Raw genomic sequence first — 23,565 nt, forward strand, 5'->3', positions numbered from 1 at the left:
TTATTTATTAAGTTTTATAAGTTTTCTGTAAGCCTCACTAAGCATTTGATATTTACCATCAGTTCGGTCGTTCTTAATAGTTGCGAGATAATCATCGAGAAATAAAGCAAATTTTGAGAGAACTAAATCAAAATCACTATTCAATTTTTTTTCAGCTTCCTTTCTCACGCATCCCAGTACTAAAGGATGAATAAAAGTATTTATACCTCCACCCGCTAGTAAATTGGCTTTATCTAAAGTTTTTAAGTCTAGATTCATAAAATCAATTAGTGAACCGCATTCAAATTTTAGATTAACCATTTTATTACTATCAATTGCGTGGATGTCTGTTAAATCGGAGTCATCCCCATTATAGCTTCTTAGCCCCCAAAAATTCTTGTCGCCATAATTTTCGAAACATTTTGATTCAGATAAAATAATCATGTAAGGCAGCAACACTTTTTTCATTTCATCAATAGTTTGAGGTGGAATTAAATCCACTAGATAGTCACAATCTTCTATATGTGATAAAAATAGTGTTTGTGGATAACCTTTATATTTGTGGTAATCTTCATATAAGTCAGAAATATTGTCAATAGCATCCATTCTAATTGGCCACGCGAATTGAACAAATGTCAATTCGTTAGACAACTTATCACCGCCAACCTTATAAATTTTAACTTCTTTTATCGTCTCCCTTATTGTTCTTTGGAGATCCTCCGAAAATGATTTAAGTTCTTCAATTTTACTTTCATTTTCGCCCTTTAGTTCTGGTAAAATAATTACCTTATCGTGATGTGTTTTATAATCCCCATCCCCTTTAGAAAAACTATTAATTGTTGCAAGTGGTGCTGACATCTTTTGGAGTTCCGCAAATAATTCGATTAAATCAGGATTATTTGCTGTCTTATATTTTTTGTGAAGAACTTGTATAATATTTGCTCTGTAAAAATCATCAATGTCACCTGTTAGTTTTCCTATATTGTCGTCTGTAAGGATATCATCCACCATTTTATAAGCCGCTTCCATAATTGGGTGTTTTCTATTTGAAAAAACACCATCTAAAGATGACTTTAGTGTAAAATCAAAATTGTCATAAATTAAATTTTCTAATTGACTTATAAAAGATTCGCACTCATCACTTTTGAAGAAAGCCTTTTTAAATTTCTCAAAACCTTGAATATTAGGTATCGATTTGAATCCGTCCGTAGTACCTTCAATTTTTTTGGACTCATCAATCCATTCATCGTGAATCTTATTTCTCCTTTCTTCAATAGCACGCACTTCTGATTTAACTCTCTCGCGAAGTTTAGATAGTTCTGTTTTTAATTCTTTTTGCGAAAGTTCTATTGCAAATGGAATTGCTTTTAATTCAACAGTCTTATTCCAATACTCCATTAACTTTTTACGAAAATCCTCAACAGCATTAGTACGTTTATTTTTACTACCTAAAAATGAATATGTTCCAACATACTCCTTTTTAATATTTTCTATTTCAATAGTAATTTTTTTCAAATCTCTCTCCAAAACAGATTTTTGGTTTTTTATAAATCTGTCAATTCCATCAAGATATCCTTGCTCTATTTCAAGTAAAATATCAATATAACTTGGCAAAGGATAGTGAGTTTTTCTGCCGTATCCATCAATTCCGAACATAATTCCTCTTATTCGTTCGCAAATAAATTTAGCATATTCAGTTGCTAAGTTAAATTTATCATTGTAGAATTTATCGTATCCACAACCTTTGTACTTACCTGTAGTGTAATCGGCAATTGATATTTGATAATATTTCAGTAAATCACGATCTTCAAAGGTAGTGCCTTGATACTTTTTAGTTGCTGTGAGTACAGTGAATATTTTCGTTTCCTCAATTTTCCAACTAGCATCAAAAGATTTTTCATCACCATTTTTCCTCAATAACCCTACTTTCTCAGAGTCAATCATTGGTGAATCTAAAAGAAAGTACTCGTAGGTTAAATACCATTCTTCCATCAAGGTAGAACGAAGGTTACTTATGATTTGAGCTGCTTCACTTTTTGCTTTTGCAATTTCATCAGAGCTCGGATTTCCCAAATAACCATTCCCATTATCCTGCTTTTCTTTATTTTTAAATAGTGTTTTATTAAATGCATTTAAAACAAGTTGATGAGCAAAAGCCTCCTTAATCTGTTCTCTTGGAACAGCAATTTTTGAAATACCAGGTACTCTAAAATTTGCCGACAAATCCCAATATTGCCAGGCAGAGTTTAAGTTATTTTCTTGAGTATCTACTTTGTTGAGCAAATTAGGTAATGTATTGTCACTTTTCTCGCCCTTTTCTGCATAATTGGCTGAAATTGTTTTTAAAAACAATAATGAAGCTACTGACGAGGCAGTATCTTTAAAAGTCATTCGATTTAAATTTCTCTCTGAAATAATATATGCTGATTTATATCTATTATTTGTATTTAATCTATCATTTTTAGAGTTTACATCGTAAGGACTAAATACTCCGCTCGCTAAAGAGTTAAGTTCTTTCAATGCTGCATACCCATTTATTTTTAAGAAACTTACATTATTAAATTGTCCTTTTTTATCATTAAATGATTTAACTTCAGGTAAGACAAGATAAAGAACTATAAATGTATTTTCAGATTCCTTTTCAAAAGTTTTACAAAGCTGAGCAGTTACGTCAATTATACTACCACTACCTGTTCCACCTGCAAGTCCAACGCAAATATGAATAGTGGTTCCAAATTCAGTTTTGTTTACTCGAAGTTGGTCGTGCTTTGAATTAACATTTTGAACTATTTCTCGCATATTTGGAATCAAATTAACCCTCCCCAATCTTCTCAGCTGATTTCCTGCCATGCCAGAAGTGTTTTCATCTTTAATCCCTTTCCAATCAGAATCTTCTCCCAACCATTCATTTCTTGTAGCATGATTTTTTAGTCTTGAATTAAGGTCACCAGCTTTCAAAAGAATAGTGTCATCACCTCTTAACTTTAAAGGTTTTCCCTGATACATCCATTCGTCTTTCAAATCATCTTCGTTACTATCTATAAATAGAAAGCGAATATTTTTTAAAAAGTCAACAGTCTCAAGGCTTCCAAATTTATCTACAAGCTGCTCTCTGTAGCTGCGAATAATTCTCCCTCCTGTTCCTCCCAATCCTATAATAATGTGATTATCTGCCATAATTTTATTTTTATTTTTTTGTTTTATAATTGTTTAATTGCAATTGCATTCCATTTATCGTTCTTATTCCAAAAACCTGTTAGTGTATTTCCTGGATCAAATATGTAAGCACAATCTGTATTTTCACTGTATTGATCTTGACACCATAAGACCCATTTCCCTTTTAAATCATCAAAAGCTTCTGTTTCATTATGAATTGTTATACATTCTTCGAGAGTGGGCAATCGCCAACCACCACCTTCTATTTTTCCTGCTTCATTTAATGCAGAATCCCAATTCATTTCTGAATTTTTAAATAATCCTTTCTTTAAAAAACCAGTAATTTTAAACCTACCTATAGAGGTTTCAATCTTAGTTATTTCCATAAACTAAATTTAAATTTAAACATTTTATACTATTAAATATCTTTCACCAAAATAATTGCACCTGGAAGAGCATTATAATCGCTTGCTTTTTTACAAGCATATTTTTCGCCTGTTAAAAAATTAAGTTGAAAAGCATTGTACTTTCCGTTTTCGCTGCTTGACCAAGCAGGTAGTTTCAAATCAACAAAACTATCTGGGGTATCGTTATACATTTTTTCAAGTTCATCAATTGTAGGAAGTCGCCATGTATTTTCATTAAACATTGAATGCTCATTAAATAGAGCAACAACCTCTGTTAAGTTTGTAAAACCACATATTCCTAAATTACCATATAGAAAACTAAAATCTTCGTTTACAGTTTTACCAACACCAACAAAACCTGTGTCTACAGAAGGCGTATCGCATTCTGCCACAATTAATAAAGAGCATTCATAATTTAAATCTTCTTTTGTAGCAGTCTTTGAAAAAGTTTGCGAAGAATGATAATACGCACTTTTTGCGGATGTGTAAGGATCTGTGGTCCAAAAATCTGATTTCAAATTTTTAACTTTCAGAATGTCAGCAAGCTCATTATTGTTGGGAAGTCTCCAATTGCCTATATTCCGATATTTAATGGTATTTAAAAGCTGTATTAAATCACCAAAAGCATTATTGCCTAATACATATGTGTGACAATCTACTATCAAATTATTTATAAGTTCTGAATAAAACATATGTTTATGTACTATTAAATTAGCTAAATCTTTTCATGAATTTACATCAAGATTAATACAATATTAAAAAAATATCGAAGAGATAAGGGCTAGATCTTTTAAGGTTTGACTTTCTTGTTTGAGTACTTCAATTTCATACTCCATCACTTTAATTTTATTCTAAATTATCAAGTACTGATCCAAAAAAAGATTTCCAAAAGCTATAAATATCATCAATTACAGTATAAAGTAATGAAAGCCAAAATGCTACAAGATATAATGTTGAGTAGGATTGAGCCATTATCAATCGTCCATCAAAAAATGATATTATTTTATTTGGTATGGCACAACCACCATGTACACCACCAAGAATAAAGCCGTTTAAAAAACCTTCATAGTGTTTTACTGCATCAGGATGAACAAAAAAGTAAGCAATTGCAAAAACGACTAAATATTTGACAAAGAACCTCATTAGCCATAGTTTTAAACGTGTTGAAAAAGTCATAATTATAAGTATTTAAGTTATTAATTTTATTTTATTCTAATTGAGATTTTTCGTTTCAGGAAAAATTAAATTGTTATTTATTTAAATGTTTTACTCCGAGTTCAAATTGGTTTATCAAATAATTAACCTTTTATTTTAGCAAAATTTTTAACAAAATAAGGGCACCAATAATTACAATTACTTTACCAATTTTAGTTGCCCAAAGCCAATTTACCAATTTACCAAGTAACGATTCGCTCCAACCCACGCCATTACCTGCATAAGTTTTCCAATCATGTCCGTAAGCTGGTCTTGCAGGACAGTTGACAGTGTATTCACTTCCTGTTTTTCTTTGATTGCAGTTTATGCAACGCTGATGTGAAGTCATAATTATTTCGTTTTGTATTAAAAATTATTGGTTTATAAATAAATCTACACAATCATCATCAGTGTTAATGTATTTTTCTTTAAACTTATAGTCTTGCCAGCAGGCATTAGGTTTTTCTTCATCACTATTCCCTGCTAATATCAGATATTTAGGCATAGCTTGATTATTATTATGTACATTTAACTTTAGCATTTGTTGTAAACGAAAATCAGAATTTGTAAAAAGCGTCCAGTTATCACCATATCCTTCTGATGGTCTAATAATAACAACTGCTTTTGGGTTGATGCCATTTGTAAGATAGGTAGCTTCAAAAGTAGCACAAGCTTCACCACCAATATGAAGTATTGAAAATTTACTAGAGTTATCATCCCCTTCTAATTCATATTCAGCTAATAATGCAAAAGGGGTAAAATTCACTCCATTAAAGCGGTCTCTTATAAAAGCCTCACTACTTAAACGATCTCTTTCGTGTTCATTAAAAGGAATACTGGCAATTGGTCTGAAACCATTTGGCGTTATCTGTGATTTAGTTACTTCACTGATTTTTATTAGTTGGTATCCTAAAGCCATACAATTAGTTGACAACGCTAGTTGCACTTCTTCTTTTGACATAGAATAATCTACGTGAATGAAGTTTTCAATACCTTGCTGGCTTAATGATTTTAAATGACTTACATCAACACCTGATGCAGGGTAAAAGGCGCTATTTTCAAGAAATAGTTTGATATTAAAATCTAGCATTTGTTGCATATTTATTCAATTTTAATAACAATATTTAACTGCGTACCAAATAGCTACAAATTCTTCTATGGTAACATTTCCGTCAATGTGAAATTGTATATCACTACTATAAGAAGAGTTTCCAGTAAACACTTTACTATCTTTTATTGTAGCAATAACATCGCTGCTATAAGTTGAAGTTCCTTTATAAATTTTCCCATCTTTTATCGTTAAAACAATATCAGAAGAATACGATGAATTAGCTTTAAATACCTTTCCATCGGTTACTGTAAAAAGCACGTCATTACTATAAGTAGAAGTACCTTTGTATATTTTATTGGCTTTTACATGACAAATAATATCGGAGCTATAAGTCGATAATTTTTTAAATATTTTAGCATCTGCTAAATTGCAAATAACATCACTACTATAGTTAGATGTTCCTTTATAAACTTTAATATTTGACATTTTGAAATTATTTTTTGGCTATTTGAATTTATGTATTAAAAAAAAATATCAATAATTAGTTTTTATTTAATAATGAATTTCATACACAAACATAATATTTTTTTTTTAAATACTTAAGACCTTCAATTTGTTTTTTTTACTTTTTTTTAAAATAATTTATAAAAAATATAAATTTATGACAACTCACTGCAACCTGATTGCGTTGAGTTATTTAAAAAAAATATACTATTTCCTAGACTATTAAAAAAACAAATATTCCCGAAGTTATTTTTAAATTTTAATTTTTTCGGCAATAGATTATAATTTATCCATCTATGGCATCCTATTAAAATATTTATCGATATCAAATGTTTTTTATTTTATTTATTTAAATCAATTATTAAATTTTCTCCAACCCAAGAAAAAAATTCATTTTTATTTAAATTGTCTTTATTGTTAACTGCACTTTTTAAATCATAAATATAATTTGAGAACGATTGATTATCAACTATGGAACTTAATTTACATTCTTCTATATGTAGTTTAAGCTCATCACTACTGCACTGAACATTTATTCCTGAAGTGATTTTATAAAATTTATGGGAGTCTTTATCTCGTGAATGGGTCTCAAAATATATAGAATTATCAACTATTGTATAACCTTGAAACATGCACACGGCAGCAGAAATTTCTAAAATATAACCCACTTCAATGTCTTTAATTATTGGTGTAACTATATTTCCATTAGTATCTTCAACACGCATATTAAATAAAGTGTAAGTATGCTCATAGCGTTCTGGAAGATATTTATATAATAAAGGACCTTCGGCTATTATTTTATATCCTGATTTTTCAAGAATAATCAATTGTTTTGGTTTTGTCATAAATTACAAGGTCAATTATATATTTAATTCTTATTTAATATATTTATTTTATTATTTCTTTAATATTTTTTTTGATTCACTCAAAAACTTATTATTTTAAAAAAAGGAACTATTGGTTTATTAAAAATAAATTTTATAAAATTAAAAAATATACAGCTTGAATTTTAGTTCAAGTTAGTTCAAGTTTAAAAATAAAAATAATTCATCTCGTTTCATTAAATGAATTAGATAAAATATTTTTATTAATTAAAACAAAAAGTCAGTTATAGCATGATTTTTCAAGAATAATCAATTGTTCTGGTTTTTTCATAAAAATAAATGTGGTAATTATTTGTTTTCTTTTTTGTTGTATAGGATTGATTTATCTATAGTGTCGAGAGCATCAATACCTTTAGAATTAATTTTATCTAACAAATCATCTATAGAAGTATATTCTTTTCTGAAACTAGTAAAAAAAGCTTCGTTAGAGAACTTAATTTTTGGATTTAATTTTTCAATTTCTCCTCTTAACAATTTGTCTGTAACATCTTCAGCTATGAGTTCATAGTATTTTTCAAATGCTGCCTTAATTCTTTTGTATTTATTTTCATCCAATCTAATAAAAAGCTCGTCATCATCTGAAATCCATATGTATTTTGCCTCCTCTAGCTCAATTATAGTAGCAAGTTCAGTATATATAGGATGTGAAAAATCATTTTCTGCATAATTGGTTTTTACAATTTCTTTTTCTAACCGGATGTGGTATATTTTATTTGATTTCATAAATTGTAGACAAGGAAATTATTGAATTTTAATTTTTCGATTCTTTATTAAACATAAACCTTGATAAATGAGAAGAATATTCCGTCATTTCATTCATTAGTTGCTCAACATCTTTGTCTTGAGAATTGGGAAATATTTCCTTGATGTTTTTTTGAACGTTAGCAATATGATCTATAGCTTCTTTGTAGTTTCCTTGTGCAAAATTTTCAGACATTACCTTTAGCCCTTGATTTAAAACTGCAATAGCATATAACTTTTTTTGCTCAGCTTCTAGAATTAACTCTATTTTTCCTTCTTTTGGCAACCATTTTAAATATACTTTTTCAATCTTTTCATCATACTTTAATTTATTTGGATCGAAATAGGTCATTTTGATGATGACAGGAGACTTTTCAATAGATTTATCTGGATGATTTAAATCAAATTTTAATAATCCAATGCCTTGCAATCCAGCATATATAGCATCTAATTTCAATTGCACAGAATTTCCATCCTTTTGTTTAAAAGGAAATCCATATAATTGCTTAAAAACAATTTTGTCATTATATTCAACTTCAATCTTAACATCGCTTACGCAAGGACTCAATAGACTTGTTAATTCCTTTTGAAAAACAGATTCAATGTTTTTTGACGAACCAATAAAATTTAATAATCCACCACCAGTTGAAGCTAATTGAGATAATAATGCTTGATTATAACTCTCTCCAACGCCAATAGCTGACAATTCTATTCCTTTGTCATTATATTCCTTAGATTTTTTTATTGTTATGAGAGGATCATCAGCTCCATAACCGTCTGTCAATAATATTACTCTATTAGTGCCTTTAGCTATTTTTTTCTTTTCTACTTGCTCATATCCCATAACCATTCCATTGTAAATATTAGTCCCGCCTCCTATTTCAATATCCTCTATCATGTCTTTAAGATATTTTCCATCACCAACTGGCTGCGAAGGAACTAACAAAATTGCTTTATCATCGTAAGACACTAAAGAAACAATATCAGTCTTTCTTAATTTATTTGTAAAATTAAGCAATGCTTTTTTTAAGGCTACAATTCTATCATCCCCATACATAGAGCCACTTCTGTCAACTACTAATGAAAGATTTATCGGTGGGCCATTTAGATTATAATTTGAAGTTCGTATTTTAAATCCCAACTCTAAAACGGCTTCTTTAGAAAGAGCATTTATAGAGTCGTTTGCCCATTTTATATGAAGTTGTACTGGATCTGTAGGTTCGGGATATTGTTTGGTAATAAAATCTTTGAATTCTTTTAAAAATAATTGATCTGGTGTTGGAATAAATTTTTCAGGAAACTCTAATTTAGGGTCAGGCTTATAAATAATAGTTGACTCTGAATTTGATATTCCTCTCATGTGAGAAAAATTCAAAACATCTACATCTTTTTGATATTTAAAATGAATTAAATATTTGCTCCTATTAGGTAATAAAAATGAGACCTTACCTTCTTTGTCCATTTTACCTTTATAAATTTTATTAGTGCCTAACATTTGAAGGTAAATTAATTCTCTGCTTACATCATTTCCTCCTAACTTGTTAACTTTAAGTTTTACAGCAATTCGAGTTGATGTTCCTTTTATATCCCTAGAAATTAACTGAACTATAGTATCATTAACTACCGTTTCTTTAATATTAGTAGGTTCGTAAGTAAATTGTAAATTATAAGTTCCAGCTTTTTTTGTATCGATATAATCAAAACTATCAATACCATCAATATCTATATCAAATTCTGTATTTATTGGTACAATAAAATTAGCTATCCCGTCTTCATTTGTCTTACCTAAAAAAGTTTGCTCTAATTTATAACTCGTAAGATTGACTGCAAAATTTTTAAGAGGACTATCATCATCCTTTACAATCTTAAGTTTTACAGAAGCTGTTTTTGAGTCATGTGGAATTACTACTAATTTGGTTTGATCAATAGTACTAATTTTTAAAGATTTTCTATCTAATTTTAATCTATTTTTCCTTCTGTAATGCTCGATATCATAAGTTATTAAATTCCTTCCTGTAGAGTATCCTTTATCAAAATCATAAATAAAACTACAGTTTTTCATTTCAAGAATATTTACCGCCCATTCTTTTCCAGATTTAATTTCAAAAACAACTTCTCCATTAGTATTAGTATTCTTAGAAATTCTTTGTTTAGTAGATTTTTCAATTAATGTTACAGGAACATTAGACATTGGGTCTTGCTGATTATTTACAACTTTAATTGTATGCAACCTCAAAAAATTTGATTGAGAAAACCCAACAAAATTTAAAAGTAAAAAAATAAATACAATAGCTTTTCTCATAATTTAGTGTTTTTTATTTATTCTTAACGATATTTATTTATCAATATTTTAATATAATTAAAAAAGTTTTAAAATAAACTTAAAACATCTATCAACACAAATATTATTTAAATGTTTTTTTACTCAAAAGAGAATTCAAAAGTTGATATTTATATTTATTTGATTGGAAAGTTTTCTTATTTTGAAAAGAAAAATTCCATATCATTTAACATTTCACTTGTTAAAGTTTCTCCTAAATTATTATTGTTTATGAGATCAAAAATCTCATGTAAGTTGTAAGAATCATTTTTTAAATAAAATAAAATAAATCTTTTCCAAATTGCTCTTACTCTTTTATTAATTGTTTTATGACCCTCAATCCAATTAGCAATTTCATTTGGGGTTTTAGTTTTTAATTTGTTATAATCCATTTTATTACTATTTTTTGAATGTTTTTATTTTAATAATATAATCAAAAATTTTCAATATCTATCGCTCCTAAATCAACTTCAGGAAAGCCAAATTGTTTGATTAATTCTTCTTGTGTATGTTTAATTCCTGTAGGATTGATGCAAAAATATAATACATGCTCTATGTTTTTTAACTCTTGCTTTAAATGATTATTAGGAATTTCTATCAATTTAACAAAAGCCCTAAATTCCTCGTTAGCAGCATATATACCGTCAAAAACGCCTATTAGTTTTTGTGCGTGTAATCGGTATTGCATAAATATTCTAAAAATGCTTTGTATATCAAAAGGATGTGAGTTATCTTTGAGGGAACGCGCATATGCTTTGGCATCTAATTGGTCGATAATAGATTCTTTAAATTCTTTCCATTTGCTAAACTGTACTTTTGATATAAAACGCCCTTCTGTAAATTCATAATAACTACAATTGATATCTAAAGCTTTCATAAGAGCCGTTATCATTTGCAATCGGTAATATCGAGAAGGATTGTTTTCGTATTTTTCAAAGGACCATTCTTGTATTTTGGTATCGTAGTTGTATAAATCTAAAAAGGTGTCTAATAATTGCTTTTCCATAGTTTTATTATTTATTATATCCAGTCTGAATCTATTTCATCAAGGTCTCCAACTGGGTAATTATATTTTTCTATTAATTCCTGATTAGAAAAATGTATTTCTTTTGGATTGATTAGATATGCGAGTATATTATCTATTGCTTCAATGTCTGCTTGAAGTTTGTTATTAATTGTGTCAATAATTAGTACTGGATATCTATTGTATTCTGAATACTCCAATACGCTATCCCTCAAGCTTGTTAGTTTTTGTAATTTCATTCTATAACTGAACAACATCTCAAACATAAATTGAGAATCACTTTGGTCCTTTTCATCTGTATTGATTGTTTGAAAAAGTATGGTGTAGTTCTCTTTTATTTTGGTTATCAATTCGGATTGCACTAATTGGTTTTGTCCCAATAGGAATTCTCCATACTGAAATTCTTGATAGGAACAGTTTATTTGTAATGCCTTCATCAAAGCATCTATTGCTTGTAATCGATACAAACGTGGTGGATTATTGGCGAAATTATCCTTTGACCATTTTGATGTATTATCGCTTAAAGTATAGAGTTCTAAAAAACTGGTTAACAATCGGTTTGTAATCATTTGAAAAACGTGTAATTATTTACTTAAAGCAGTTAATTTTAAAATATTCTCTAGTTTTTCTACTTTATCAAGTGGTAATTTGTTGGTATAAATTCCAGTAGACGCTCCTTTTCTAACCCCTCTTAGAAATAGGTAAATTACGCCACCAAAATGTTTGTTGTAGTCAAAACTATCGCCTAATTTACTTTCTAAAAATCGTTTCATTGCTACAGTGTAGATACAGTATTGCAAATGGTAATTACTATCGTTCATGGCTTCTGTCAATTTATCTTCATCATAATGCTCCAAAGCATCTCCTAAGAAATTAGATTTCCAGTCTAGTATGTAGTACTTATCGTTGTGTTTGAAGAATAAATCTACTAAACCGTTCATCATGCCTTTGACTTCACCAAAACCAGTATAAATGAATTCAGTATCTGAGGATGGAAATAAATCTTGAAGCGCCTTGATATCAAAGGTCTCGTCAATTGGAAAATCAAATTCTAATTCGTTTACTTTAACATCATTGTGGACACTTTTCAATTCAAAACTATCCTCCTCACCTACTTTAATTTTAGCATTTAGAATGTTTTCTACAAATGACTCCATCCAAGGTGTATAAACTTCTTTTTTGGATGCTGTAAATTTTTGTAATGAAATGTCTATTACCTTATTCCAATCTGTGCTGTCTGTGAAGTCTAGGTATTCAAATATGTTGTGCAGCATATTCCCTACATGAATTCCCTTTTCTAACTCTTTAAAAACAAATCGGTCATAGCCTTCTTCATACACCTTACTATTTTCTGTGGTGTGACTTTTATGTGGAGCTGCTAAAAAGGAGTAGCTCATTTTTTTCCAATTATGATCATTAGGCTTTTGTGTTGGAAAATCTAAAGGCATTGGTTGATGTAAAATCCCATTAGCCATATAAGCAACTTCTTGTATTTTATTAGTATCACCGTTGACCAACTTAATGTTAGTGGTAACCTCTGATTGAACTGCTAATTTTTCAGTAAAACTTTTAATCGAAGAAGATGAATAATAGTTATTACTAAAAACAAAACAATTGAAACGAGCGCGTGTAATTGCAACATATATTAATCGTCGGTTTTCTTGTTCTTCTTGTTGTAGAAATAATTGAGAATGCGATGAATTTCTTATAGGATTGGATGTAAACAAATATTCAATGTTTTCCTCATTTTCATGTTTAAAATTTGAAAAAAATCCACGTTCTTTTACTGTAAAATCAAGGTTTGGGAGCAATACAATATTATATTCCAACCCTTTACTTTTATGAATCGTTGCAATTTTAACAGCATCTTCATCCCTTTCAATGCGTTGTGCAAAGGCATCATCTGAATTATCAGAAGTTTGTATGGCGTTATTCAAAAAAGCTTTTAGCTTAGAAGGTGTAAAATTTCTTGAAATACTTATATTTTGCAACAATTCCGTTAACTGAAATACATTTGACAATACACGATGCCCTATTTCGTCATCGGTTGTCCATTTGGATTCTACTCCAAAGTCCGTTAGAAATAGACGCAACATGGCATAAATTCCACTTTTTCCCCATACCTGATGGTATTTACGGAATAATGAAAGTACCTTGTCATGATCGATGTTGTTCAATTCTTCACTTTTATATCCTACTAACTGAGTCAATAAAGCTTTGTCTATATTACTTTTATTAGGTAATGCTATTCCGTTTAATACCAAGTTAAGATCATTGGCTTCATTGCATTTAAAAATACTACTGTCATCCACCACCACAGCAGGAACACCTTTTTTCTCTAATCTCTTTTTGATGGTTCTACCATCAGCATTTGACCGAACTAAAATCCCGAAATCCGAAGGCACTATAGGTCTATTGTCAATGGTATGATTACCATCTAATAATTTAACCACAAGATTGGTTAGATCTTCATGAATTGAATCTTTGTTAGAATAATCAGTTCTTATTTCTAATGGAGTATATATATATTTTCCGTTTGAGGTTATTCCATTTTTATTTGTATTATTAGGCGAAGCTTCTACTTCTTGATATACAATTTCATCTTCATCATAATAAAAAGTTTTGAAGTTGTCTGACGCTTTAAAAAAGGCGTTCATCGCATCGATATATTTATCTGTAGAACGGAAATTCATTTTCATAGTCCATTTATGGTCCGCTCTTGCTTTTGCTCTAAAATAGGTATTCAAATCTGCTTTTCTAAAGGCATAAATAGATTGTTTTGGGTCACCAATATAAAACATAACTGAATCTGGGTTTGTCTGGAATACTGATTCAAATATTTCATACTGTAGCTTGTCGGTATCCTGAAACTCATCTATAAAAATTGCTTTGTATTTGTTTCTCAATACCTTTCTTAAGTTTTCTTCGTCTTTTACAGCATGTAAATTTTCTATTAAAGCATCGAATGTGAGTAGGTTATTATTTATTAAGTGTTCTTTTACTTTAAGAGCTATTTCTTGGGAAGCATTTGAAATAAGTCTATTTATAATACCCGCTTTAAGATTTGACTTTTGCAATTCAATAGATCTACTGAATGTAACTTCTTCTATAAAAATTTCGGCAATTTTAAATCTTGATTCAATTTGGAAAAGTTGATGATAATTAGTTGTATCATAAATTATACTATAGGCTTTCTCTCGAGTAGAATCTCCCAACCCTTTAAGCTGAGTATTTTGAACTCTTGATATTAATTCCTCTCTTTTATTATTATAAAAATCTTCAATTTGCTGATCAAGCTCAATGATATTTTCATAATCTGATAATTCACCTATTACATCAGTAAACACGTTCTTAGATAAAATTAATTCGGCTCCTTTCTTTACTCTCTCTCTAAAATCATCAGGAAAAAAATCTTGTATTTTAGACTCTAGAATAGCAATGTTTGTTCTCCAATATTCATTAAAGAAACGAGTAATAATTTCATCCGTATTTTTGACTAATTCACTACCAAAAATCTGATTGGTTTCAAAAGCAAACTCGGTTAGCGTCGATTGGCAAAAACCATGAATGGTTTGTATAGATGCCAAATCAATGTTTAATAATGCCGTATTTAAAGTTGATTTTACTTTATCAACTGAATTAGATTTAATGGAATCATGAACAATGTTCCATATTATTTTATCATTTGCATTGTCTTCGGAAACAACATCTGCTTCAGTCAAAGCTATACGAATAAACCGTGCTGTTCTTTCTTTTAATTCAGCAGCTGCTGCTTCAGTAAATGTAACTAACAAAATTTCCTGAATAGCTCTATTTTTCTCTAATAAAAGGCGTAAAACTAATATGGCAATAGAATAAGTTTTTCCTGTACCTGCACTTGCCTCAATAATATTACTTCCTTGTAGTTCTATTGTTTGACTATTAAATGGTTCCATACTAATTTATAGTTTATTCGTTAAATAGCGTATTCATTTCTGCGATTATGTCTTCGTAAATTTTTAAAAATAACGAAACATTCGCCTCATTATCAAAGAAGTTATTGTCTATTTCTTTCTTTTGATAGTCTGACAAATAACACTCCCCATATGAAGGATTTCTTAATTCCTTTAATTTTTTATTAAATTGAATAATGGTACTTTCATTAGCATTTTCTTTTTCTATTAAGTCTAAAAAAAACGAATGTGTCTTTTTATCTAATCTGCAAAAATCCAATGAAAATGGGAGTATGTTCTTTTGACCCATTTCAAAATAGCCACACCATTTTTCTAAAATGTTTTTAGCTTTTTCTTTTGAAATACCTGAAACGACTGTAGCACTACTAGATTCTATATGCAAATAGTATAACTCTAATGCATCATTACCAGAAGCAACTGTGAACAAATATTGAAGAATTGCTTGTAAGCGGTATTTGTATTTGTCTTTAGAGACTGTTCCAAATACTAATCTATTGCCATAAATATGGGTAATTTGTCCATTAAGATTATATTTCCCCAAAGTAAGGTCAATTAATTTGGTAGGATTATGGTTCCCTACTTTAATTTCTTCAAATAGTTGTTTTAGTTGTTCTATTTCACTGAATGATTTTTGCAACACTAATGCACCAGTTTGCATTAAAGGAAGATTCCCTTTTTTAACTTTTTCAGAGCGATAGGTTTCTAGATTACTTTCATCAAAACTTGGTATATTAAACACTTCGTCTTTAATTAACCAGCTTTCTAAAGTATTTAGTGAAAACAATTCTGTTTCAGCTAAAGTAGCATCCTCTTCATTGTAATAAATCCCTAAAGTTTTATTATAGTACCATTTTATAGGGTCTGTAAAAAACCTGTATAAATCATTTACATCCATTTTATTTGAAAATGGTTCTAGGTTGTTGTTGGTATCATCTTTGCTTATATTAATCGGATTATCTTGTGAAAAATAACGAGTCATATTTGGTTTATTATTGTATAATGTACTAAAACCATGCAATGGGTGCTTTGTAACTAAATCATCTATTTTACAATTTTCATTCAGTAAAGGTTTAACTGCTGCCTTTAATTCATCTACCACTGTAGATGGAGGAATACTCGAATTGTCTTTCACACTCTGACCGATATAACTTATGTATATTTTTTCTTGAGCTGCTAATAAACTATTTAAAAACAATTGTTTTTCTAAATCGGCTTGTGAACGAACCTCCGAAGCTAAGTCAAAACTCAAATTGGTTTGTTTTCGTGGAAAATCTGCGTTGTTCATGCCTAAAAAGGCTATAATTTTTGCAGGAGCAGTCATCATAGGTTGCAGAGAGGTAAATCGAACTCCTGATGTTCCTGTTTTAGAACCATTTTCCATTTCATTTAAAATGGATTTAAGAAAATGTTGCACTACCGAAAAAGGAATAACTTCATCTTCTAGATAGGAACTCAATTCATCTATTTTTCCTAAATTCATAAAAAAGAAGGTTAAATCAAACTCAGCAGTATTCAAAAAATCCTCGGTAGTTTGGGTTATGAATTCTACCCATTCTCTTATCGTTTTTGAGATACTTCGGTTCTCAATAAATTTGATTACTTGCTCTACAAAATAATATAATCGAATTATCTCATTAGCACCAGCACCTTCAAATTGATTTACGGTATAAAAATCGGTACTTCCATCTTGAATTAATGTAGCTTCTTCTTTAATACAAATGCCATACATTAATCGTTTTAATCCATAGCGCCATGATACTAGATTGGTCTCTAGATTTGGATTACCATCGATACCATGCTTTATATTAGCTAAACCAACCGCTCTTCTTACAGTACTTAAATCTTCTGAAAACTCAAATTTTGTTCGCAGGTATGTATACTCTAATAATTTTAGGACTTCCTCAGATGTTAAATTATCTAAATCCAAATCTAACAATGCTAAAAGTGCCGCATAAGGTGACTCTTCTAGATTTGTATTTGACTCATAAAGTGTATATTTAACCTCATATTTAGAAGAATTGAAAAAAGCATGAATTGCAGAAGAATAATCCGAAAGATTTGGAATCATTACGCATATATCCCTTGCACCTAATGACGCATCTTCTTCAAATTGTTTTAACAGATAATTATACAATACCTCTACTTCTCTATTAATTGAAAAGCAACTATTTACAGTTATTGAATCATCAATAGATTGCTTATCAATACCATTATTATGGAGCATATGGTTTTTTAATGTACCCAATAAACTGGATTTTGTTGTATTATGATTCTCCAATAGTATTGTTTCATTTTTTGTGTTAACAAACAATTCCTTTTGATTTTTCATGAATATCCCAAAATTATTAACCAACCTGTTCTGATTACTTTCATTTTCATCAAATTCATATTCAATTCTAAAAATAGTAACTTTTATATGATTAGAAAGTGCCTCTAACAATAAGATTAATTCCTCTGAATATTCTATTTGTCCAAAAAAAGTAATGCTTGGTAGCTTTGAAATTAAATCATTAATCTTCTGATCCTTATTTCTGAGGATTTGAAGTATATTCTCAATTGATTTAGAACGCTCAGAAAATCCACTTTCTGTTTTTTTTATGATAGCTCTCCATAAAAAACATTGCCAAATTTCATCTGGATTGCTAGGTTCAAAATCTAGATTGTTCCAATTGGAAATTAGACTTGGCTTTAAATTTTGATATTTATTAAACAATGAGGTTACTTTCTCGGCTAATGCAAATCTTTTTAACTCATTATCATGGTAATATTTTGCGATTTCAGGAAAATTAGCTTTGAATTTTTTTGAACCAAGCTCAGAAAACAGAAGCCAATTAATTTGTACTGGTTGTAATAAATCATTAGTTGATTTAGTTATTCCTAGTATTTTAGAGAGTACAACTATGCAATCATTTGGATTTGAAAAAGAAATATTAGCCACAATCCCTTTGTCTTTTGCTATTGTTTCTTTTAGCCAATCTTTTGTAGCATTGGCCCCAACTATAACTAACATTGGATTAAAAATATTTTCCTGATTTATGTATAAATTCCCAAACTCTTTAGCGAGAGTTTCCACCGAAGAGGAAGTGTAAATTTTTATAGACATAACTATTCTTTTATTAAAATTCGTTCTGTAATTCCGGATGCTCTTTGTACTTTTCTTTCAGTAGCTGCAGATAAGACTTCTTCTGGACCTTGAATTGTTGCTTTTTCTTTTGCTCGAGTAACGGCAGTGTAAATAAGTTCTCTAGTTACTAATTGAATATCACTTTTCTTAGGTAATATAACAAGTACTTGTTTGAATTCTGACCCTTGACTCTTATGGATAGTCATTGCAAAAACCGTTTCACACTCTGCAATAAATCCTGGTGAAATTTCTTTTAATCTTCCTTGGTTATCTCCATCTAGAAAAAAAGCCTTTAATAAATTTTCTTCATTTGTTCTTCTAATAATGCCTACATCTCCATTAAACAATCCTAAATCGGGATAATTTTTAGTCACTATAATGGGTTGATTATGATAGAAATCAGAAGAAGGGTTAAACTTTGTATTTTTAACACCATCGATATTAGCTTCATTATCAAATTTAAGTTTGAGTGCTTTTTCAATACGTTCATTGGTATAATACACCCCTTCTTTTGACTGTTTTATTGCGCAGATTACTTTTACATCATTAATTGCTTGTAGTGCTATATATGTATCTTTTTCATTGATGAAATTGGAATATTTAGCCACAATTTCATTAAAAAGTGAGGCGGAATATTCGGAATCAAAAACTAAACTATCATCTTTAATTTTAATTGTTTCTTTTACTTTATATACATTTCCTTGAATCATTGCTTTAGTAAAAACACCCATAGTTGATGTGGTATCATAACGGAATGTTTTTTTTAACTCAATTACATGTTCATTCAGTAAATTCTCCTTTAACTTTAAACTAAAAGAGTGCATAGGTATTTGGTGTTTTGAATTCAAAAAAGAATTGAAAAAGACTTTACTCTCCTCTGTAAAATTATTTAAACCCTGCTTTTGGGTTAAACAAATATCTCCAAATAAACTTCCTGCATCTACTGAAGCTAATTGATTTGCATCACCTAAAAGGATAAGTTTTGTTTTTTCAGGATTCACTGCTTCTAATAACTTTGAAAACAAAGGAGTTCCAATCATTGAAGATTCGTCTATAATAATAACATCAAAATCTAATGAATTTTGTTTGTTTCTTTTAAAATAAGGAGCATCCTTTATGGAACCTAAAAGGCGATGGATTGTTGAAGGCTTTAAGGAATCAATCAATCCTTTTATACCCCAAATTTCTGCATCTTTATTATTTAACAAGGACTCTTTCATTCTCACTGCTGCTTTTCCTGTTGGAGCTGCTAATGCTATATTTAATTGGTGATTGTCTTGCAATAATATGGCTATTATTTTTGCAACAGTAGTAGTTTTTCCAGTTCCAGGTCCACCTGTTATAATCGTGAAATTGTTTATATAAGCTTGTAAAGCACCTATCAATTGCCAATCAGGAATTTCATCTTCTTGGTAATTTGAGGTATCTAAATTTAAGGCCAATTTAGAAATGAACTCTTTATTTGCATTTAAGAAATCAATTCGCTTTTGTTTATTCTCTGGTGCTACTTTTATTAATTCTTTTAGATTATCAATAATGGCTGTTTCATATTCGAAGTATCTGTTTAAATAAAGTTTATTGTTATTAATAACAAATGGTTTGGCTTTATCAATTCCGTTTAAACTTACAAATTGAGAAAACTCTAAACTAGATGATTCCGCTAATGATTTATCTCCATCATAACCACTCCAAAACTCTTCCTCAGTTGGAATGGATTTCAAATCTAAACATATATGTCCCTCTCCCATTTTCTTAGATAGGGCAAACAAGTAGGGTTTTAATTCAGTATCATTAAAATAATCAGCAAAAGCATTATGAAGATTAAAGTTGGATTTGTTTATCATACTTTTTATTGAATTAAAGGCATTAACTCATAACTATCAGCGCTCACTACAACAATTCTGTTGTCGCTTGTTTTTATAAGTTCTACCATATCTTTTAATTTCGTTTCAAGTTTTGTTATATTCATACTTGGATATGTTGTTAAATCATAACAATAAAGGGCATTTCTGTTTAAAATAAATGCATTAATCATTTATGATGCAAAAGTCAACAATAGGGTTAGAAAAAGTAATTTTATTTTTCCAATCTTCAATTTCTTGAATGTACTTGTATAGGCCTTCGTTTTCTGTAGTCGCAATGATGCTTTGTATCTTTTGTGGGATTATAAATAGGTTTTTCATAAAGATTCTATTCAATTTCTATTGTACTATATCCAGCACCTGTTTTTAATAGTTTTATTTTGGTGCCTATTCGATCTTTTAATTCGCCTACATGCGAAATTATACCAATCGATTTATTGCTTTCATTTTGCATATTCTCGAGAATAGTAATAGCTTGGTCTAATGATTCAGGGTCTAAAGAACCAAATCCTTCATCAATAAATAAGGATTCAATATTTACATTACGCGCAGCCAAATCGGATAAACCGAATGCTAATGCCAAACTCAACTTAAATGTTTCCCCACCTGATAAAGAAGATACACTACGTTTTGAATTACCCATATAGGTATCAATGACCTGTAATGCATCCGAATCATTTGCAACTTCCAATAAATAACGGTCCGAAAAGCCAACTAATCTTTTGTTACCATATTCAATAAGTTGGCGCAATGTTAAATCTTGAACAAAATTGGAGAATGTTTTTCCTTTTGCATCTCCAATAAGTGCATTCATTTTACTCCATAAACTTAAATCTTTGAGCAAAGCATCTAGTGTCTCTTGACTTTTTTGGAGTCTTTGTTTATTTTCTTCATTTACTTTGATTTTTTGTTCCTGGTCCCAGATGTGTTTTTGGAGTTCGGATATTGCCTCTGATAATTTTGGAAGCATTTCAATTAATTCATCTAAAGTAATAGAAGTATCGTCTAATTTGTTTTCTTCTTCTAAAGTTTTATTCGTTGCAGCTATTATAGTTTTTAATTCTGCTTCGCGAGTCTTTATTTTCAGTGATTCATTACGAATTTGTGCTGCATTAGCTTCGTCTAATAATTTAGATTTTAATTCTTCTAATGAGTTTATTCCTCTTTCTTCTAATTTAGGAAAAAGGATTTCGGATAAACTTTTTTGAGAGTCTATAGCAATTTTTAGATTTTCTTGATGGTCTTCTATTTGTAAAATTAATCCTTTTAGAGCGGTAGTGATTTGTACAAAATTTGTTTTTAATGCATTTACTTCTTCATTGATATCATCACCATTGTAAATAGAAATACGAACATCTTTAGCTTTTATATATTCTTCATTTAAAAGTAAATAGTCATCATAACATTTTTTTAAATCTTGCAAGCTTTTTAAAGCATGGAACTTTTTCTCTAATATATCAAGCTCATTTTGTTTATATTGATATTTTTGAAGTTCATCTTCCCATTCAATAATTGCGACATTTAAGTCCCATTTTAATTTATTACATAGATTTTTAACACTAGTTTCTGTAATAGTAAAATCTGTATTCAATGTTTCTAATTTACTATTATCCGAAATAATATTATCTTGAAACGCTTTAATTTTGGTATTTAAAATACTATATTCTTTTTCTGATTGATTCAATTCAGAAGATAAAGCTTCCCATTTTTCTTGCAAGGCATTAATTAAGGCTTCTTCAATATTTTCAGAATAAGGATGGTTTTCAGAACCACATAAAGGGCAAGGTTTTCCATCTTCTAGTTCATTTCGATGTTGGTCTAAACTTTTACGGCTTTTCCAATCTTCTAATTCCGTACTAGCAGTCCTAACTTTTAAAACTAAATCATCTATTTTTAATTTTAATACTTTTTCAGATTCAATAGCATCAGATAAATTCTCTTTATGAGAAGAAATACTCTTCATTAAGGTTTCAATGGCATCTTTTTTCGAATCATACAATTGTCGACTTCCAATTAATTGAGTGGCTGGCAAAATTAAATTTGCAAATTCTGTTTTTTTAGATAAAACCTCCTCTACCATATTTAAACCACTTTGCTTAATAATTGTTGAAATTGAATTTAGTTCTTCTTGAATTTTTTCTGTTAGTTCATCATTTATATTTAATGAAATTCCATAAGCAACAAGGACTTCTAATCTGTCTTTTAATCGTTGGAATTCCTGTTCTTTATTTGAAAATTTTGTGTGCTCCTCATTTTGCAAAACAACAACTTGCTTTAAAAATAAATCCAATTCTACTTCTAAATCAGCTTCTGGAATTGTTTTACCAACTAATTTGGATACCAAAATAATATTGGTGGCCTTTTGAGTCACAAAAGCCTTACAATGCTCATCTAAAGTCAATATTGTTTCAGAAAGTTTTGATGCAGTATTCTTGTGTGATTCTATTTGATTCATTTCATCACGAAAAATAACTAAATCATTATGTATAGCTAACTGATTTTCTTTGGGTGCAAATGTTTTTTTTATTTCTAAAAATGCATTCCAATCAACTTGATTTTTTTCTTTTATTAAAATATTTTTTTGAATACTTTCTTTAAGTACTTTTTTATCATTAAAAGATTTATGTTTTATGTTTTCTGCTTCCAACAATGGCTTTTTCTCAATAATATCTGCATTAATTGAATCAATAGCTTCTTGCTCCAACAGAACAGTTTCTCCCATTTTAGTTCTTTGAGTAGCAACCAAATTAGTAACTTCCTTGTGACGTTCAAAAACCAACATACCAATTTTACGATAGACTGAAGAACCTGTGATTTTCTCTAAAATTAAATTACGTTCGTCTTTCTTTGCTAATAATAATTTTGAGAATTGCCCTTGAGCTAAAATCATAGACTGGACAAACTGATCGAAATTTAATCCAATTAGTTCTTCATTTTTCTTAACAACATCTTTTATTCCAGAAACAATAATTTGATTTGTTTCAACGTCAGTTAAATCTTGTTTTCTGCTATCTAAGGAACCTGTTCTTGTTCTTCTAATAGACCAATTCGAACGGTATTTTATTCCTTTCACTTCATATTCAATCTCAGCAAAACAATCAGGAACATTTTTAGTTAGTATAACTCCTTCTTTTTCTATTATTGATTCAGTAATTGGAGAGTCAATTCTAGGTATTCTATTGAACAATGCCAGGGTAATAACATCTAGTATAGATGATTTTCCAGTACCAGTTGCTCCTGTAATTACAAAAAGTCCAGCTTCGCCAAGTACTCCATTTTCAAAATCAATTTCGTGTTCTCCTTTTAGAGAATGTATATTTTTAAATTTTACTTTACAAATTTTCATAATAATGAACTGATGATGGT

General features: G+C 29.4%; 18 protein-coding genes. All 18 read right to left on the bottom strand.

Annotated features, from left to right (window positions below; all coding sequences use genetic code 11):
* Positions 1–3,156, bottom strand: a complete 3,156-nt coding sequence (locus ABD766_RS10115; RefSeq protein ID WP_344816568.1) for a tubulin-like doman-containing protein — start codon at positions 3,154–3,156, stop codon at positions 1–3.
* Positions 3,157–3,179: 23 nt separating this feature from the next.
* Positions 3,180–3,521 carry a hypothetical protein gene (locus tag ABD766_RS10120; RefSeq protein ID WP_344816569.1) on the bottom strand — a complete coding sequence of 114 codons (342 nt, stop codon included), beginning with the start codon at positions 3,519–3,521 and terminating at the stop codon, positions 3,180–3,182.
* Between the two features lie 32 nt (positions 3,522–3,553).
* A complete protein-coding gene (locus ABD766_RS10125) occupies positions 3,554–4,234 on the bottom strand; it encodes an Lcl C-terminal domain-containing protein (protein ID WP_344816570.1) in 681 nt (226 codons plus the stop codon).
* 154 nt (positions 4,235–4,388) lie between these two features.
* Positions 4,389–4,685 (bottom strand): hypothetical protein, encoded by a 297-nt coding sequence (locus ABD766_RS10130; protein WP_344816571.1) that lies wholly within the window; start codon positions 4,683–4,685, stop codon positions 4,389–4,391.
* Between the two features lie 163 nt (positions 4,686–4,848).
* Positions 4,849–5,085 (bottom strand): hypothetical protein, encoded by a 237-nt coding sequence (locus ABD766_RS10135; protein WP_344816572.1) that lies wholly within the window; start codon positions 5,083–5,085, stop codon positions 4,849–4,851.
* 24 nt (positions 5,086–5,109) lie between these two features.
* Entirely contained in the window at positions 5,110–5,835 is a 726-nt protein-coding gene (locus ABD766_RS10140; protein WP_344816573.1) for a hypothetical protein, read from the bottom strand.
* Positions 5,836–5,847: 12 nt separating this feature from the next.
* Positions 5,848–6,273, bottom strand: coding sequence for a hypothetical protein (locus ABD766_RS10145; RefSeq protein ID WP_344816574.1), 426 nt, complete (start codon positions 6,271–6,273; stop codon positions 5,848–5,850).
* A gap of 359 nt (positions 6,274–6,632) precedes the next feature.
* Positions 6,633–7,136 (bottom strand): hypothetical protein, encoded by a 504-nt coding sequence (locus tag ABD766_RS10150; RefSeq protein WP_344816575.1) that lies wholly within the window; start codon positions 7,134–7,136, stop codon positions 6,633–6,635.
* A 327-nt stretch (positions 7,137–7,463) separates the two neighbouring features.
* Complete coding sequence (locus ABD766_RS10155; RefSeq protein WP_344816576.1) at positions 7,464–7,898, bottom strand: hypothetical protein; 435 nt, start codon at positions 7,896–7,898, stop codon at positions 7,464–7,466.
* Positions 7,899–7,926: 28 nt separating this feature from the next.
* Complete coding sequence (locus ABD766_RS10160) at positions 7,927–10,146, bottom strand: vWA domain-containing protein (RefSeq protein ID WP_344816577.1); 2,220 nt, start codon at positions 10,144–10,146, stop codon at positions 7,927–7,929.
* Between the two features lie 248 nt (positions 10,147–10,394).
* Entirely contained in the window at positions 10,395–10,628 is a 234-nt protein-coding gene (locus tag ABD766_RS10165) for a hypothetical protein (protein WP_344816578.1), read from the bottom strand.
* Positions 10,629–10,669: 41 nt separating this feature from the next.
* Positions 10,670–11,242: a hypothetical protein gene (locus ABD766_RS10170; protein WP_344816579.1), complete on the bottom strand. Its 573-nt coding sequence runs from the start codon at positions 11,240–11,242 to the stop codon at positions 10,670–10,672.
* A 14-nt stretch (positions 11,243–11,256) separates the two neighbouring features.
* On the bottom strand, positions 11,257–11,829 hold the full coding sequence (locus ABD766_RS10175) for a hypothetical protein (RefSeq protein ID WP_344816580.1): 573 nt from the start codon (positions 11,827–11,829) through the stop codon (positions 11,257–11,259).
* A gap of 15 nt (positions 11,830–11,844) precedes the next feature.
* Entirely contained in the window at positions 11,845–15,195 is a 3,351-nt protein-coding gene (locus ABD766_RS10180; RefSeq protein ID WP_344816581.1) for a UvrD-helicase domain-containing protein, read from the bottom strand.
* Positions 15,196–15,208: 13 nt separating this feature from the next.
* Complete coding sequence (locus ABD766_RS10185) at positions 15,209–18,316, bottom strand: exodeoxyribonuclease V subunit gamma (RefSeq protein ID WP_344816582.1); 3,108 nt, start codon at positions 18,314–18,316, stop codon at positions 15,209–15,211.
* A 2-nt stretch (positions 18,317–18,318) separates the two neighbouring features.
* Positions 18,319–20,181, bottom strand: a complete 1,863-nt coding sequence (gene recD, locus ABD766_RS10190; protein ID WP_344816583.1) for an exodeoxyribonuclease V subunit alpha — start codon at positions 20,179–20,181, stop codon at positions 18,319–18,321.
* 183 nt (positions 20,182–20,364) lie between these two features.
* Complete coding sequence (locus tag ABD766_RS10195; protein WP_344816584.1) at positions 20,365–20,520, bottom strand: hypothetical protein; 156 nt, start codon at positions 20,518–20,520, stop codon at positions 20,365–20,367.
* A gap of 7 nt (positions 20,521–20,527) precedes the next feature.
* On the bottom strand, positions 20,528–23,545 hold the full coding sequence (locus tag ABD766_RS10200; RefSeq protein WP_344816585.1) for an SbcC/MukB-like Walker B domain-containing protein: 3,018 nt from the start codon (positions 23,543–23,545) through the stop codon (positions 20,528–20,530).
* Positions 23,546–23,565 lie beyond the last annotated feature (20 nt).

Origin of the sequence: Flavobacterium cheonanense, from assembly GCF_039539185.1 — a bacterium.
In the GTDB taxonomy this organism is placed as follows: Bacteria; Bacteroidota; Bacteroidia; order Flavobacteriales; family Flavobacteriaceae; genus Flavobacterium; species Flavobacterium cheonanense.

Coding starts and splice junctions, on each gene's coding strand:
- ABD766_RS10115 (WP_344816568.1), bottom strand. CDS start 3,156: ATGGCAGATAATCACATTATTATAGGATTGGGAGGAACAGGAGGGAGA.
- ABD766_RS10120 (WP_344816569.1), bottom strand. CDS start 3,521: ATGGAAATAACTAAGATTGAAACCTCTATAGGTAGGTTTAAAATTACT.
- ABD766_RS10125 (WP_344816570.1), bottom strand. CDS start 4,234: ATGTTTTATTCAGAACTTATAAATAATTTGATAGTAGATTGTCACACA.
- ABD766_RS10130 (WP_344816571.1), bottom strand. CDS start 4,685: ATGAGGTTCTTTGTCAAATATTTAGTCGTTTTTGCAATTGCTTACTTT.
- ABD766_RS10135 (WP_344816572.1), bottom strand. CDS start 5,085: ATGACTTCACATCAGCGTTGCATAAACTGCAATCAAAGAAAAACAGGA.
- ABD766_RS10140 (WP_344816573.1), bottom strand. CDS start 5,835: ATGCAACAAATGCTAGATTTTAATATCAAACTATTTCTTGAAAATAGC.
- ABD766_RS10145 (WP_344816574.1), bottom strand. CDS start 6,273: ATGTCAAATATTAAAGTTTATAAAGGAACATCTAACTATAGTAGTGAT.
- ABD766_RS10150 (WP_344816575.1), bottom strand. CDS start 7,136: ATGACAAAACCAAAACAATTGATTATTCTTGAAAAATCAGGATATAAA.
- ABD766_RS10155 (WP_344816576.1), bottom strand. CDS start 7,898: ATGAAATCAAATAAAATATACCACATCCGGTTAGAAAAAGAAATTGTA.
- ABD766_RS10165 (WP_344816578.1), bottom strand. CDS start 10,628: ATGGATTATAACAAATTAAAAACTAAAACCCCAAATGAAATTGCTAAT.
- ABD766_RS10170 (WP_344816579.1), bottom strand. CDS start 11,242: ATGGAAAAGCAATTATTAGACACCTTTTTAGATTTATACAACTACGAT.
- ABD766_RS10175 (WP_344816580.1), bottom strand. CDS start 11,829: ATGATTACAAACCGATTGTTAACCAGTTTTTTAGAACTCTATACTTTA.
- ABD766_RS10180 (WP_344816581.1), bottom strand. CDS start 15,195: ATGGAACCATTTAATAGTCAAACAATAGAACTACAAGGAAGTAATATT.
- ABD766_RS10185 (WP_344816582.1), bottom strand. CDS start 18,316: ATGTCTATAAAAATTTACACTTCCTCTTCGGTGGAAACTCTCGCTAAA.
- recD (WP_344816583.1), bottom strand. CDS start 20,181: ATGATAAACAAATCCAACTTTAATCTTCATAATGCTTTTGCTGATTAT.
- ABD766_RS10195 (WP_344816584.1), bottom strand. CDS start 20,520: ATGAAAAACCTATTTATAATCCCACAAAAGATACAAAGCATCATTGCG.
- ABD766_RS10200 (WP_344816585.1), bottom strand. CDS start 23,545: ATGAAAATTTGTAAAGTAAAATTTAAAAATATACATTCTCTAAAAGGA.